The sequence below is a fragment of the Nocardia mangyaensis genome, assembly GCF_001886715.1.
GTDB classification, from domain to species: domain Bacteria; phylum Actinomycetota; class Actinomycetes; order Mycobacteriales; family Mycobacteriaceae; genus Nocardia; species Nocardia mangyaensis.
In genome coordinates, this window is sequence record NZ_CP018082.1 from 286509 (window position 1) to 301486 (window position 14978).

At 68.7% G+C, this 14978-nt stretch carries 12 protein-coding genes; 6 read left to right on the forward strand and 6 right to left on the reverse strand.

All coding sequences use genetic code 11. From position 1 onward, the window contains the following. Positions 1–7 precede the first annotated feature (7 nt). Together BOX37_RS01290 and BOX37_RS01295 are read right to left on the reverse strand one after the other, a co-directional pair. Positions 8–1333, reverse strand: coding sequence for a class I SAM-dependent methyltransferase (locus BOX37_RS01290; RefSeq protein WP_071925845.1), 1326 nt, complete (start codon positions 1331–1333; stop codon positions 8–10). After that, the gene (locus BOX37_RS01295) at positions 1330–2772 is read right to left on the reverse strand and encodes an FAD-binding oxidoreductase (RefSeq protein WP_071925846.1); all 1443 of its coding nucleotides are present in this window, start codon (positions 2770–2772) and stop codon (positions 1330–1332) included. The genes BOX37_RS01290 and BOX37_RS01295 overlap by 4 nt, the downstream gene beginning before the upstream one ends. A 173-nt stretch (positions 2773–2945) precedes the next feature. On the opposite strand from BOX37_RS01295, the gene BOX37_RS01300 reads away from it, so the two are divergent. After that, positions 2946–3380 (forward strand): SRPBCC family protein, encoded by a 435-nt coding sequence (locus BOX37_RS01300; RefSeq protein WP_071925847.1) that lies wholly within the window; start codon positions 2946–2948, stop codon positions 3378–3380. Between the two features lie 2 nt (positions 3381–3382). Here the strand turns inward: BOX37_RS01300 and BOX37_RS01305 are convergent, their stop codons facing one another. Genes BOX37_RS01305 through BOX37_RS01315 form a run of 3 tightly spaced genes read right to left on the reverse strand, consistent with a single transcriptional unit; the run spans position 3383 to position 5182 of the window. After that, positions 3383–3733 carry a VOC family protein gene (locus BOX37_RS01305; RefSeq protein WP_071925848.1) on the reverse strand — a complete coding sequence of 117 codons (351 nt, stop codon included), beginning with the start codon at positions 3731–3733 and terminating at the stop codon, positions 3383–3385. Further along, on the reverse strand, positions 3730–4560 hold the full coding sequence (locus tag BOX37_RS01310; protein ID WP_071925849.1) for a MerR family transcriptional regulator: 831 nt from the start codon (positions 4558–4560) through the stop codon (positions 3730–3732). Before BOX37_RS01310 ends, BOX37_RS01305 begins: the two co-directional genes overlap by 4 nt. Before the next feature lie 46 nt (positions 4561–4606). After that, positions 4607–5182 carry a hypothetical protein gene (locus BOX37_RS01315; protein ID WP_071931090.1) on the reverse strand — a complete coding sequence of 192 codons (576 nt, stop codon included), beginning with the start codon at positions 5180–5182 and terminating at the stop codon, positions 4607–4609. Between the two features lie 252 nt (positions 5183–5434). Between BOX37_RS01315 and BOX37_RS01320 the strand changes: the two genes are divergently transcribed. Further along, entirely contained in the window at positions 5435–5752 is a 318-nt protein-coding gene (locus BOX37_RS01320; RefSeq protein WP_420811601.1) for a YbaB/EbfC family nucleoid-associated protein, read from the forward strand. Next, positions 5752–6360 carry a recombination mediator RecR gene (gene recR / locus BOX37_RS01325; protein WP_071925851.1) on the forward strand — a complete coding sequence of 203 codons (609 nt, stop codon included), beginning with the start codon at positions 5752–5754 and terminating at the stop codon, positions 6358–6360. The genes BOX37_RS01320 and recR overlap by 1 nt, the downstream gene beginning before the upstream one ends. 3 nt (positions 6361–6363) lie before the next feature. Here the strand turns inward: recR and BOX37_RS01330 are convergent, their stop codons facing one another. Continuing rightward, a complete protein-coding gene (locus BOX37_RS01330; RefSeq protein WP_071925852.1) occupies positions 6364–7005 on the reverse strand; it encodes a hypothetical protein in 642 nt (213 codons plus the stop codon). Between the two features lie 174 nt (positions 7006–7179). Between BOX37_RS01330 and BOX37_RS01335 the strand changes: the two genes are divergently transcribed. From BOX37_RS01335 to BOX37_RS01345, 3 genes are all read left to right on the forward strand, one after another. Beyond that, on the forward strand, positions 7180–10794 hold the full coding sequence (locus BOX37_RS01335) for a transglutaminase family protein (RefSeq protein WP_071931091.1): 3615 nt from the start codon (positions 7180–7182) through the stop codon (positions 10792–10794). Between the two features lie 218 nt (positions 10795–11012). After that, positions 11013–14084 (forward strand): circularly permuted type 2 ATP-grasp protein, encoded by a 3072-nt coding sequence (locus tag BOX37_RS01340; RefSeq protein ID WP_084759370.1) that lies wholly within the window; start codon positions 11013–11015, stop codon positions 14082–14084. Next, on the forward strand, positions 14081–14977 hold the full coding sequence (locus tag BOX37_RS01345) for a transglutaminase family protein (RefSeq protein ID WP_071925853.1): 897 nt from the start codon (positions 14081–14083) through the stop codon (positions 14975–14977). The genes BOX37_RS01340 and BOX37_RS01345 overlap by 4 nt, the downstream gene beginning before the upstream one ends. Position 14978: the final 1 nt, after the last annotated feature.

Here is a 14978-nt window from a genome sequence, read left to right on the forward strand (position 1 = left end):
GGACGGCCTACGGCTGCCACCAGGGGCGCAGCGGCACGTCCCAGCGACCGTCGCGTCCCAGCTTCACGCCGAGCACATGGTGCAGCTGCACCACATCGCGTTGGAAGCCCAGGCGGCAACCCGCCATGTACAGCCCCCACACCTTCGCGGTGCCCTCGCCGACCTCGGCCACGCACGCGTCCCAGTTCTCGACCAGGTTCTTGCACCATTCGTGCAGGGTCAGCGCGTAGTGCTCGCGCAGGTTCTCCTCGTGCAGCACCTCGAGCCCGACGTCCTGGGCCTCGGAGACGATGCGGCCCGAGCCGATCAGCTCGCCGTCGGGGAACACGTAGCGGTCGATGAAATCGCCCGCCTTGGTGGTGCGGGTGTTGTCGGGGCGGGTGATGCAGTGGTTGAGGAACAAGCCGCCGTCGCGCAGCTTGTCCTTGATGTAGCCGAAGTAGAACGGGTAGTTGTGCACGCCGATGTGCTCGGTGAGCCCGATCGAGGACACCGCGTCGAATTCGCCCTCGGGAATGTCGCGGTAGTCGCTGTACCTGACTTCGGCCAGCTCACCCAGTCCTTCTTCGGTGATCTTCTGCTGCGCCCAGGCCGCCTGCTCGGCCGACAGCGTCGCACCGATCACCTTCACCCCGCGTTTGGCCGCGTAGCGGACCATGCCGCCCCAGCCGCAGCCGATGTCGAGCAGCCGGTCGCCCTCCTGCAGGCGCAGCTTCTCGAAGATCAGCCGGTACTTGTTCTCCTGCGCCTGCTCGAGCGTCCAGTCGGGATCGCCGTAGACCGCGCAGGTGTAGGTCATCGACGGGCCGAGCACGTACTCGTAGAAGGTGTTGGAGACGTCGTAGTGGTGGTGGATCGCCTCGGCGTCCCGAGTCTTGGAGTGGCGTAGGCCCTCCAGTGCGATTCGGCGCCAGCGCGGCAGCGTCTCCTGCGGCGGCGGAGCGATCGGCTTGAGCCGCTCCCAGCCCAGCGAGCGGGCGATGGTGACCAGCGACAGGGCCGAAGGACGATGGAACTTCATGTCCTGCATGGCCTTCAAGATGTCGTACGGGTCGCCCGGATGCACGCCCTCGGCGACCATGTCACCGGCGATGTAGGCGCGCGCCATGCCGAGGTCGCCCGGCGCGGTGGCCAGGTAGTTGATCCCGCGCGGCGTCTTGATGTCGAGGGTGTAGGGCGCATCGGCCGGCCCGGTCGCGCTGCCGTCGTAAGCGGTCAGGCGGATCGGGACCTCACCGTCGATGAGTGTCTCGACCACCTCGGCGATGCTGAGGCGGGCTCCCAGCTCGGGGAGCCCCACGGATTTGTCTGCACGGTCCTTGAATGTCGTCACTTGCGTTGCACCGCCTTCGCATACAGATTCAGCAGTCGTTGGTCCGGGTCGTAACGGGTCTTCAGTTCGGTGTAGGTGGCGCCGCCGTAGAGCTGGGCGAATTCGGCTTCGCCGTAGTAGGAATCGGAGTACAGCGACTTGTGTCCGTCGAATTCGGACACGACCTTCTCGATCGCGCGGTTGGCCGCCCCTTCCGGTTTCCCCTGATCGGACGGGACCGCCGACCAGAATCCGACATTGACATAGGTGCGCTGCGGTTCCAGCGGATACAGCGGCCACGGACGGTCCTCGTCCGTGGCCGGGGCACCGTCGACCGCGCGCAACCGCAACGGGCACAACCAGATCGGCTCGATCGGTATTTCCCGCAGGAACCATTCGACGAAGTCGGCGGTGTGCTGCACGGGTACCTCGATGTCCTGCACCACCCGTTCCTGCGGCGGGTTGCCCTTGCGGGCCTCCAGCCGGTCACCGATGTGGTACTTGCGGTCGAGGGCCACGAGCTTCCAGTAGAAACTGCTGCGCCGGTAGGCCTTCGGCCAGAATCGGCGGATCTTCGGGTTCTGGGTGCCGAAGGCGCGCGAGCACCAGAACCAGTCGGTGTCCCAGCGCCACAGGTAGTCGTGGATGGTCAGCCGGTCGCGTTTCACCCCGTCGGCGTGCTGGAGTGAGCGGTAATAGATGTCCATGCCGGTGTAGTCGCTGACCGGGCCGGGTTCGTCGGTCTGCCTGCCCAGGGTCAGGTAGGACTCCTCGGCGGTGAACACCACACCGTCGAGGTAGTCGACGCGCTCGCCGTCGTGACTGCGCTCGGTGACGATCCTGGCCAGTTCCGATTCCAGTGCGCGCAGATCGTGGAAGCGCAGATGACGCAGCGCGACGTAGGGCTGGACGGGTTCGAGCTCGATCTTCAAGCGGACGGAGTAGCCGAGGGTGCCGTAGGAGTTGGGGAAACCGTGGAACAGCTCGGCGTGCGCGCCGTCGGGGGTCGCGGTGATGATCTCGCCGGAACCGGTCAGGATGTCCATCTCCAGCACGGATTCGTGCGGCAGCCCGTTGCGGAACGAGCTCGACTCGATCCCGAGACCGGTGACGGCGCCACCCAGGGTGATGGTCTTGAGCTGGGGCACCACCAGCGGTGCCAGGCCGTAGGGGAGGGTGGCAGCCACCAGATCCTCGTAGGTGGTCATGCCCGCGACATCCGCGGTTCTCGCGACCGGGTCCACCGCGATCACCTGCCCGAGGCCCGAAACGTCCAGCCCGGGCGCGGTGGTGGCCGCCCTGGCTCGGAACAGGTTCGACGTCTTCTTCGCCAAGCGGACGACGGCACCGGGCGGAATGGCACGATAGCTTTCCAGCAATCGCGCCACACCCGCTCGATGCGCGGCATAGCCGGACTCGCGCGCGGCCGGATCGTGACCGGCCCTACCCAAAAGACTCACTGCCACGGTTCGACGCTAGTACGACCCTGGTCGCCGGGCCACCCGATACTTCCGCGTCGCCACGAAATGTCACGCATATGTATCCGTTATCGCCTCCCTGGTCGGGCGATCGGTTGGGGGACAGGGCAGGATGTAACCCGGTCGAGATATCGCACCCCGACAAGGAGTCAACAGTGGGACAGGTCAACGCCAGCAGTTCGATCGTCGTCGCAGCGGATCCGCAGCGCGCGCTCGAAGCGATCGGCGACTACGAGACGATCCGGCCGCGCATTCTCTCCTCGCACTACCGCGACTACAAGGTTGTCGAAGGCGGCAAGGGCGCGGGCACCGTGGTGGAGTGGACGCTGCAGGCCACCGAGAAGCGTTCCCGCAACGTGCGCGCGAGCGTGACGGTGTCGGATTCCCTCCTCACCGAGCGGGATGCCAATTCCTCCATGGTCAACACCTGGACCGTCACCCCCGAGGGCGCCGGTTCCCGAGTCACCATCCGCACCACCTGGCAGGGCGCGGGTGGCGTCTCGGGCATCTTCGAGGGCATCTTCGCTCCGCTCGGCCTGAAGAAGATCCAGGCCGAGGTGCTGGGCAACCTGGCGCGCGAGCTGGCCTGAGCTCAGTCCTTGCCGATGTCGAAGAGATTTCCTTCGGGGTCGGCAAGGGTGGCCCAGACCTTGCCGTACTCGTCGAAGTCGGCGATGTGTTCGGCGCCGAGGCCGACCGCGTGTTCGATGGACTCGAGCCACTCGGCGGTGTGGAAGTCCAGGTGGATCGAGTTCTTGCCGGGTGTCCGCTCTGGAACCTGGGTGAACATCAGTACCGGTGACACGCCCGCGGTCGCGCCCACGGTGGCGAAGAACTCGTTGGCATCCGGGTCGACGGCGCGGTCGAGCAGCCGGGCGTAGAACTCGGCCAGTGCGGCGGCGTTGTGGCAGTCGAACGTGACATTGCCGAGGTCGAGGGTCATTCGTCTTCTCCTTCGGTGATGGGCCAACACACTTCGGTGCGGTAGTCGGCGGGGTCGTCGGTGCGGTCGGGTCCGACGAGATAGCGCTCGCGGACCGGTTCGTCGGGTACGGCGGTGTCGTGCTCGGCGACGTGGCTGCCGAGTGCGCCGTAGGTGCGGTCGAAGTCCTCGAACGCGCCGGTGTGCACGGTGACGGCATAGCGGTGCGCCGGGAAGTCGGCGACGGTCAGACCCGAGATCGGGACGAAGTCGGCCCCGGGCGGCAGCGGCACGTACGCGGTGACCGACCCGTTGTCCTCGGTGAAGAACTCGGTCGAATAGGTCGCGCCCGCAACACCTCCCGGGGTGATGCCTGCCTCGAGCAGGGTCACATAGAGCTGTTCGAACGTGGTGGCACACCAGTCGGCGATGCCGGACCGATCGACCTTCTCGGTGACGGTGAGCGCGGTGAACGCCGGTTCCACGCGATAGTCGACCTTCGGTGGTGCGGCGGGCACGGTGAGCAGCGCGCGCAGCGAGGCGACCACGTCCCTGGTGCGCTGCAACTCGGCTTCCATCCTGGTCAGGTGCTCGCGCAGCGCGGCATCGCGGTCGGCGGGATCGGTGGTGGCGAGCACCGTACGGATCTGCGGCAGCGGCATGTCCAGATCGCGGAGCCTGCGGATCAGATGCGCCTGCTCCACCTGGTCGACCGAATAGCGGCGATAGCCGGTGCCCGCGTCCACCGCGACCGGCTCGAGTAACTCGATCGCGTGATAGTGACGCAGGGTCTTGACGCTCAGGAGGGTGAGGCGGGCGAATTCGCCGATCGCCACGGTGGCTGTCATGGAGACCAGACAACACCCTCCAACGAGGGGAGAGTCAACCCGCCGATCAGGCGGGGGCCAGGACGAAGGCCGCGATCAGGGGCCAGTCGCCTTCGCGCCACCAGGAGTACCCGAACCAGACGCCGGGGCTGACCTCGCGGATCTCGTCGTAGACCTGCGGGGTGGGGGAGGGGGCGTAGTTCAGTGCCCAGGTGGGCCCGGCGTCGAGGATCGACGGGGCGCGGTAGACATCGGCGGGAAAGGCCTCGATCCCGGCGCCGGTGACCCGATTGGTCAGCCAGCCACCGTCGGGGCCGGTGTGGAACACCTTGCCGATCCAGAGGGCGGGGGCGACGCCGGTGAGGTTCGTCGGGCGGGTCACCCAACCGTTCACGACGCCCATCGGCACGGCGCCCGCCTGCGAGTCGCGGTAGATCTGATCCTGCTGGGTGACGCTGCAGCGAAAACGCAGCGAATCGATGGTCGCCGCTGGATTGCCGGGATCGACAACGCAGCCGCCGCCGTAATCGGCGACTCCGGCGCCGGGCTGGGCCGACGCGGTGACGGGGGTGAGAACGAGCAGGCCGACAACGGATGCGCACAGGGCCGCGGTGGTGACCAGGCGCGCGCGGATGGCATTCATCGTATTCTCCCTACGGTTGCTGAACCCGGGCCCGACCATGTTCGATCGTAGGCGGATAGGCAACGAGCGGAACCGATGCGACAGTCCAGCAATCAATCTGTTATCCGCTCGGCTGCCGACGACAGCCCGGCCGGTAGGTGGGTGTGCAGGGTCGGATGTGGGACCATCCCCGCGACGCGTCAGTACTAGGCTGAAACGCGACGGACTTCTCAGAGAGGACTTGTTGTGCAACCCGGTGATGGTCAGTTCGACATGCAGGCACTTCTTGCCCAGGCCCAGCAGATGCAGCAGGCGGTGATGCAGGCCCAGGCCGAGCTGGCCGAGTCCGAGGTGCAGGGACAGGCCGGTGGCGGTCTGGTCCAGGCCACCATCAAGGTGAGCGGCGAGATCACCGCTCTGACCATCGATCCGAAGGTCGTCGATCCCGAGGACGTCGACGGTCTGCAGGACCTGGTGATCGGCGCGGTCAACGACGCGATGGCCAACGCGCAGAAGCTGGCGGCCGAGCGCCTCGGCCCGCTCTCGGCCGGTCTCGGTGGCGGTTCGCTGCCCGGTCTGCCCGACTTCTGATGTATGAGGGTCCGGTTCAGGATCTGATCGACGAGCTGGGCAAACTGCCCGGCGTCGGTCCGAAGAGCGCGCAGCGCATCGCCTTTCACCTGCTCGGGGTGGAGCCGCCGGAGATCGACCGGCTGCAGGCCGCGTTGCAGAAGGTGCGCGACGGCGTGCAGTTCTGTGTCTCGTGCGGCACCGTCGCCGACGGCGAACTGTGCCGGATCTGTGCCGACCCGCGCCGCGACCGCACGATGATCTGTGTGGTCGAGGAACCCAAGGACGTCCAGGCGATCGAGCGCACCCGCGAGTTCCGTGGTCGCTACCACGTGCTCGGCGGTGCGCTCGATCCGCTCAGCGGTGTCGGTCCCGATCAGCTGCGGATCCGGGAACTGCTCACCCGCATCGGCAATCAGGACGACGGCGTCGACGTGAGCGAGGTGATCATCGCGACCGACCCGAACACCGAAGGCGAGGCGACGGCCACCTATCTGGTGCGCATGCTGCGCGATTTCCCCGGTCTGTCGGTCACCCGGCTGGCCTCGGGCCTGCCGATGGGCGGTGACCTGGAATTCGCCGACGAGCTGACCCTCGGCCGCGCCCTGTCGGGCCGACGGGCACTGTAGCGGTCAGAACTCGACGCGGGTCCAGCCGGCCGCGTCGGCCACGTCGGACTTGCCGGTGGTCCATTCCCAGATGATTCTCGCCACCTGCGCCGGATCGTCGATGGTGGTGCCGAAGTGGCGCTCCGGCGACCCGTCGCGGTATTCGAGGGTGTAGGGACCGTCGGGATCTCGATAGGTCTGGATGTAGCTCTGGTCGCCACGTTCGACGATCAGGTACGGGTTGGGGTCGGCCAGGCCGGCCACCCAGCGGTACGCCAATTCCTCGGTGAGATAAGGGAATTCGCCCGCACCGCCGTGAGTGACGGCGACCGGCACGTAGCCGGCCGGGTCGATCAGCCAGGACAGCTGAGGGTCGTAGACGGCGTAGCCGCGCGGGGTGGCGAGGTCGAAGAGCAGGTTGCGGACGAAGCCGATCGCGTCGTAGGGCGAGGGCACGTAGAGCGTGTCCCCACTGGGACCGCCCACGGATTCGACGCTGAGGAACGTGTCGTCCACCGGTAGCTCGCTGTTGCGGGCGTTCAACTCGATGGTGATCTCGGCGATCGCCTCGGACTCGGGCAGACCTTCCTGGGCGGCCAGGTACGCGTCCACCTCGTCGACGGAGCTGGCGACGCCGGACGGCAGAAGAATGTGGTCGTAGCTCACGGCCCCCACCCTACGGGGCGGTCGGTTCCTGGAAGGCCGCCAGGCCGAGCCCGCGGCGCCGGCCGCCACCACTATTGTGCGGCTGTGTTGCCTGCGGGTTTCGGGTTGGTGCCCGTCGGGAAACTCCGGTTTCGTCGGCCCGCGTGGCGCGGGTGGTCTGTGGTGAACTGGGTCATGGGTATCAAGGTGTCACTCGAGCACCGGACCGCGTACTCCTTCGATCGGCTCGTCGAGGTGCATCCACACGAGGTCCGGCTGCGGCCCGCGCCACACTCGCGGACACCGATCGAGGCGTATTCGCTCCAGGTGTCACCGGCCGAGCACTATGTGAACTGGCAGCAGGACGCGTTCGGTAATTTCGTTGCGCGCCTGGTGTTTCCGGAGCCGACGCGGGAGCTGTCGATCACCGTCGGGTTGATCGCCGATCTCGAGGTGGTCAACCCGTTCGACTTCTTCGTCGAGGACTACGCCGAGTACTTCCCCTTCGGCTACCCCGACGCGCTGGCCGACGACCTGGAGCCGTATCTGCGCCCGGTCGACGAGGGCGAGCCGGGATCGGGGCCGGGGGACCTGCTGCTGGACTGGGTGCGGGTGCACCGCGCGCAGGGGCGGATCCGTTCCATCGACTACCTGGTGGAACTCAACTACGCGCTGCGCAACACCGTCGACTACACCGTGCGGATGGAACCGGGCGTGCAATCGCCGGACCACACGCTGCGCGCCGCGCTCGGCTCCTGCCGTGATTCGGCGTGGTTGCTCGTCGGCATCCTGCGTGAGCTGGGGCTGGCGGCACGCTTCGTCTCCGGCTACCTGGTGCAGCTGACCTCGGACACCCCCGCCCTGGACGGACCGTCCGGGCCGAGCGCCGACTTCACCGACCTGCACGCCTGGACCGAGGTGTACCTACCCGGCGCCGGGTGGATCGGCATGGACCCCACCTCGGGTCTGTTCGCCGGTGAGGGCCACATTCCGCTGGCCGCGACCCCGCATCCCGGCGCCGCCGCGCCGATCACCGGCGCCACCGGAATCACCGAGGCCACCCTGGATTTCAGCAATGTGGTGCGCCGGGTCCACGAGGACCCGCGAGTCACGCTGCCCTACACCGAATCCCAGTGGGAACGCATCACCGCCTCCGGCGCGGCCATCGACGCGCGGATGGCGGCCGCCGACGTCGGCCTCACCATGGGCGGCGAGCCCACCTTCGTCTCCATCGACGACCAGATGAGCGCCCAGTGGACCACCGACGCCGACGGGCCCCACAAACGCGAACGTGCCGTCGATCTCGCCGACCGTCTCCGCTCGATCTACGCCCCCACCGGGCTGGTCCAGTACCGCCAGGGCAAGTGGTATCCCGGAGAGCCGTTGCCCCGCTGGGAGATCGCCATCGCCTGGCGTGCGGACGGGGAGCCGGTGTGGAAACGCCAGGATCTCCTCGCCGACCCGTGGACCCCGGTCGTGGGTTCGGCGCCGGGCACGGTTGTCGGCCGGTCGTCCGACGCGGGTGCCTCATCGAGCGCGGTCCGCCCGCCGAATCCGAAACCAGACGATTCCGGCGGCCTCGGCTCCGCGATGTCGACCGCAGGCCGACCCGTCGACGGCAAGCAGATCGCCGCATCCCAACCGCTCAACGCCGCGCCTGTCCGTTCGGCCGGTGCGCAGCCGCTCCACGCCTCGACCGGGCTGCTGGCACCACAGAATTCGGCCGCTGATGCCGATGCGGCGAAGTCGCTGATCGCCCACATCGCGGGCACGCTGGGTCTCCCCGACGGACAGGTGCGCCCGGCCTTCGAGGACCCTCTGGCTCGGCTCGCCGCCACCGTCACCGCCCCCTACGGCGAACCGCCCGCGGCCGATCTCGATCCGGTCGCGGATTCCCCCGAGGCTCGCCGCACCCTGCTCGGCCGCCTCGACGAGTCCGTCAATGAGCCGACCGCCTTCGTACTGCCCATCCATCGCAGAGCTGACGGCGCGGGCTGGGCCAGTGCCGATTGGCAGTTGCGCCGCGGTCGCGACGACGACGGTGGTCCGGGGCGGATCGTGCTCGCCGACGGTGATTCCCCTGCGGGGCTTCGTCTTCCGCTGAACTCGGTATCCTGGCACACCCCGCCGGTACTCCCCGAGGCCGATCCGCTCTTCCAGGGCCCCCTGCGGCTGCCGCGCGAAGAACCACCGGCCGTGCTCGAATCGGCGGACTTCACGCCGACCACCGCGCTCGTCGCCGAGGTCAGGGCGGGCCGGTTGCATGTGTTCCTGCCGCCGGTCACCGAGCTGGACGACTTCCTCGACCTGATCGCCAAGGTGGAACAAGCCGCGGCGGCGATCGGTCAGCCGGTGGTGCTCGAGGGCTACGCGCCGCCGAGTGACGCACGCCTGCACACCTTCTCGGTGACGCCCGACCCCGGCGTGATCGAGGTGAACATCATGCCGACCAGCTCCTTCGCCGAGCAGGCCGACGTGCTGAGCACCCTCTACGAGCAGGCCAGGCTGGCCCGGCTGAGCACCGAGTCCTTCGATGTCGACGGCACCCACGGTGGCACCGGCGGCGGCAATCACATCACCCTCGGCGGGATCAGTCCCGCGCGCTCACCGCTGCTGCGCCGCCCCGATCTGCTGGTCTCGATGCTCACCTACTGGCAACGTCATCCGGCGCTGTCCTACCTGTTCGCCGGTCGCTTCATCGGCCCGACCTCGCAGGCGCCTCGCGCCGACGAGGGGCGCGAGGGCGCGCTCTACGAACTCGAGATCGCCTTCGCCGAGATCGCCCGCCTCACTGCCGAGCAGGCGGTGGGTGCGGCCACGCCGTCGGAGATCCAGTCGGCCCCTTGGCATATCGACCGCGCTCTGCGACACCTGCTCACCGACCTCACCGGCAACACCCACCGGGCCGAGTTCTGCATCGACAAGCTCTACAGTCCCGATTCCGCGCGCGGTCGCCTCGGGCTGCTGGAACTGCGCGGCTTCGAGATGCCACCGCACTTCCAGATGGCGATGGTGCAGTCCCTGCTGGTTCGCGGCCTGGTCGCCATGTTCTGGGACCAGCCCTACCGCGCCTCCCTGCTCCGCCACGGCGACAACCTGCACGGCCGCTACCTGCTGCCGCACTTCCTGATGAGCGATATCGCCGAGGTGGCGGCCGACCTGCGCGCCAACGGCATCGACTTCGACACCAGCTGGCTCGACCCGTTCACCGAATTCCGCTTCCCCCGGATCGGAACGGCGATGATCGGCGACGTCGAACTGGAACTGCGCGGCGCGATCGAACCCTGGCTGACCCTCGGCGAGCAGACCACCGGCCAAGGCACCGCCCGCTACGTCGACTCCTCGGTCGAGCGTCTCCAGGTGCGTGTGGTCGGCGCCGACCGCGGCCGCTACGTGGTGACCTGCAACGGCATGCCGATTCCCCTGCTGGCCACCGACAAGACCGACGTGCAGGTGGCCGGAGTCCGCTACCGCGCCTGGCAACCTCCGAACTCCCTGCACCCCTCCATCACAGTCGACGCCCCCTTGGTCTTCGACCTGGTGGACGCCGCCACCGGCCTGTCCCACGGCGGCTGCACCTACCACGTCGTCCACCCAGGTGGTCGCGCCTTCGACGACGCCCCCGTCAACGCGGTAGCCGCCCAATCCCGCCGAAATCGCCGTTTCGAAGCAGCCGGACATACGGTGAACCCGATGGACCCCGCCGAACTCCGTGCGAAAATCGCCGCACAGTCGACCGACCTGGGCGCGCCAGGCATCCTGGACCTACGCCGCGCAAGAACCGTGTGGAACTGGACAACCAACAGATAGCAACCACCTACAGGAAAACCGATCCACCCCCACCCAGCCACGCACATCCCGACCCCGAGGAGGGATCGCCGACGCAGTCGGCGGTTCGCGCCCGTCCCGACGATCAGGCGCCGTTTCGTCCGCGACGAAGGAGCAAGAAACGGTGCTTGATCGTCGGGACCGCCGGGGGCGCGAACCTCGAGCGCGCCAGCGCTCCAACAAACACAGGAGGCCCTTCGGTGACTGAGCGCGACGAGGCGCTACGGGACGGGAACCGGCAGCCACCGGGCATCCGAGCCCAGGTGGCCGAACAGTTCGCCCGGTATCGAGCCGAGAGCAAGAGGGGGTCGCGGTTCGACGAGTGCGGCAGGCCGACCGAGACCTACTACGACGAGCTCGTCGACGGGCGCGGCCGGGTCAGGTCGATGTGGTCGGAGCTGTCGGCCGACTTCGTCGACCAGGGCACCGGCGGGATCAGCCGAATCGACCACCGGGTGCGCAGGCAGATCGAGGACGACGGCGTCACCTACACCGAGGTCGGCCTCGGCGACGACACCGCCACCCCACGCCCCTGGCGCCTCGACCCCATCCCGCTGCTGGTCTCCGCCGACGACTGGACCCGCCTCGAAACCGGTCTCGTGCAGCGCTCACTGGTCCTCGACGAGGTCCTCACCGATGTCTACGGCCCGCGCAGGCTGCTGAGTTCGGGCCTGCTGCCGCCGCAGGTGGTGTTCGGCAGCACCGGTTATGTCCGTGCCGCGCACGGCATCATGATCCCCGGCACCCACCAGTTGTTCCTGCACGCGTGTGACATCAGCCGCTGGAGCGACGGCCGGTTCCGGGTGCTGGCCGACTGGGCACAGGCTCCCTCGGGCGCCGGGTACGCGCTGGCCGACCGGCGGGTGGTCGCCGAGGCCATTCCCGAGGCGTTCGAGCACGCGGGCCCGCGCCCGCTCACCCCGTTCGCCCGCGCCATGCGGTTGATGCTCGAGGAAGCCGCACCCGAGCTGGCCGATGGTGCGGAACCGGTGGTCGTGGTGCTGAGCCCGGGCTCGCACTCCGAAACCGCGTTCGATCAGGCGTATCTGGCGCAGATGCTCGGATTTCCGCTGGTCGAGAGCGCTGATCTGGTGGTGCGCGACGGCGCGCTGTGGATGCGCTCACTGGGCAGTCTGGAACGGGTCGACGTGGTGCTGCGGCGGGTGGACGCCGAGTTCTCCGATCCGCTGGATCTGCGTCCCGATTCGCGCCTCGGGGTGGTCGGGCTGGTCGAGGTGCTGCGCCGTGGTGCGGTCACCGTGGTGAACACCCTCGGCAGCGGACTGCTGGAATCGCCCGCGCTGAGCGCGTTCCTGCCGCGCATCGCCCGCTCGATCCTCGGCGAGGACCTGCAGCTCGACGGCACGCCCGCATACTGGGGCGGCGATGACACCGAGCGCGCGCACCTGGTGTCGCACGTCGGTGACCTGGTCATCCGGTCCGCCGTCGACGGGTCGACGATCTTCGGTCCCAGCCTGGCCGCGGCCGAACGGGACGAGCTCGCCGCCCGGATCGAGGCCGAGCAGTGGAAGTGGGTGGGCCAGGAACCCGCCGAATTCTCGGTCGCCCCCGCGGTCGAAGACGAGGCCGGGATCGCGCCGGTGCCGGTCGGCATGCGGCTGTTCTCGCTGGCTCGCCGCGGTGGATACACCGCGATGTCGGGCGGGCTCGGTCAGCAGCGGATGCGGCTGGAACCGACCCGCAGCGTGATCAAGGTGGCGGCCAAGGACATCTGGGTGCGCGCCGCCCCCGCCACGGCGCCCGCCGTGGGCGCCGAGGCCCCGCACGAGGAGCGCCTGCGACGCGCCGTGCCGGTCGTCGAGGCGATCAGCTCCCCGCGCGTGCTCAACGACCTGTTCTGGATGGGCCGCTACAGCGAACGCGCCGAATCGGTGGTCCGCTTGCTCGCCGCCACCCACGACGTCTACCAGGACTACCGCTACCGCCCCTGGCTCGACGGCGCCGAGGCCCTGCCGATCCTCATGCGCGCTCTCTCGGTCACCACCGGAACCGTCGCCCCGGAATCGGTGCTGCCGAGTGCCCGCGCGGCCGCCCTGGTCCGCGTCCACTCGCCGATCGAGGCGACGACGCCGGGACCCGCCGTCGACCCGGAATCGGCTGCGGCACCCGTCGGTTCGCCGGAACCCGCGGCAGCGCGACCTTCCCCGGCGCCGACCCGCGACCCCGATGCCTCGGCCGCCGAGGTGTCGGCACGAGACGACGGGGACTCGGGTGCGGCTGAATCGGATACCGACGACGCCGACACCGAGTCGCCATGGGAGCGCGCGGGCACCAGCGCTTTGGCTCGTGCGCTGCGGACCACGGGTACTACGGCCGAACGCGGTGCCGAGCCGGTGGCAGCGGGCGAACCGCCCATCGCGCGAACCAGGCAGACGCAGGGGCAGTTCACCCATCGAGCAATGGATTCCAGTGGTGAAGGCGGAGCCACGCGACGAGCGGTGGCCGGCGCGTCGGCCGAGGGGTTCCACTACCTGGCCGCCCTCACCGGCAATCGGGAGTTGCCGGGATCGTTGTCGCATGCCGTCGACCGCTATGGCGCGGCCGCGCGTGCCGTGCGTGACCAGCTCTCCGGGGACACCTGGATGATCGTCGGCGCGGTGGACCGCGCGCTGGCCGAATTCCGCAGTGCCAACAGCGAACAGGAGAACGCGCTCTCGGCGGTGCACTCGTTGACGTTGGCCGCGCTGCTGTCGCTGTCGGGGATCGGCGCGGAATCGCTGGTGCGCGACACCGGCTGGTACGTCACGGATATCGGCAAGCGGGTCGAACGCGGACTCGCGCTCACGTCGCTGTTCAATTCCGCGCTGACGCAGGCGAAATCGGCGGAGGTCGAGCGGGTGGTGGCCGAGGCGGTGCTCGCCGCCACCGAGTCGGCCGTGAGTTACCGTCGCCGCCACCGCGGTTCGGCCCACGTCGCCGCGCTGGCGGGCCTGCTGCTGTTCGACCCGGGAAACCCGCGCTCGCTGGTGTATCAGCTCGACCGCCTCGAAGCCGACTTCCAGGCGCTGCCGGGTGGTTCCGGCGCGTCCCGGTCCCAGCGGCTGCTCGCCGATGCCCAGCGCATGCTGCGCCGCGTCGACCCGGCCGATCTGGAACAGACCGACGACGACGGCGTCCGCACCGAACTGGTGGAGCTGCTGGAAGGGGTGCACTTGCGATTGCGCAAGCTGTCCGAATCGTTCGAGACCACCAAACTCGCTGCCCCGGCCAGCATCCAGCCGCTGTGGGGCAACACCAGGATGGTCGGATGAGCAGGCGTTATCGGGTGGTGCACCGGACCACCTACAGCTACTCCGACGAGGTCACCAGCTCCTACGGCCGCGCCTATCTCACCCCGCGCGAATTCGCCGGGCAGCGCTCGCTCGAACACGACATCTACATCGACCCGGTGCCCTCGGACCGTTCCGTCGGTACCGACGTCTACGGCAACACGACCACGTATTTCCATGTGACAGCCGAACATCGCAAGCTCGAGGTCACCGGCGAATCGCTCGTCGACGTCGACGGTGCCCATCCGGCGACGATCGAGGGCGCCGACATCCCGTGGGAATCGGCGCGGCCGAGCACTACCACGGGGCCGCTCGCCGTCGAGTTCACCCTGGACCTGCTGCCGGCCGAGATCACCCCGGAGGTGGTGGCCTACGCCGCGCAGAGCTTCCCGCCGGGTCGCCCGCTGCTCGCGGCGGTCACCGAGCTCAACACCCGCATCCACGACGATTTCCGCTACCGCTCCGGCTCGACCACGGTGAGCACCAGCGTCGCGGACGTGTTCGCCGCGCGCGAGGGCGTCTGCCAGGACTTCGCCCGAATCGGCGCCGCCTGCCTGCGCGCGGTGGGCCTCGCCGCCCGCTACGTCTCGGGGTATCTGGCCACCGATCCGCCGCCGGGCAAGGAACACATGGTCGGCGTGGACGCCACCCACGCGTGGGCCGCGGTCTGGCTACCCGGCGCCGACGAGACCGACCGCGCCGGCCGCTGGATCGCCTTCGACCCCACCAACGACCAGTTCGCCGACGAGCGGTACGTGACGGTGGCGTGGGGTCGCGATTATCAGGACGTTCCGCCCCTGCGTGGCATCATCTACACCGACGCCAAACAGTCCACAATCACGGTTTCGGTCGATGTAGCCCCGGTGGAGGTGTAGT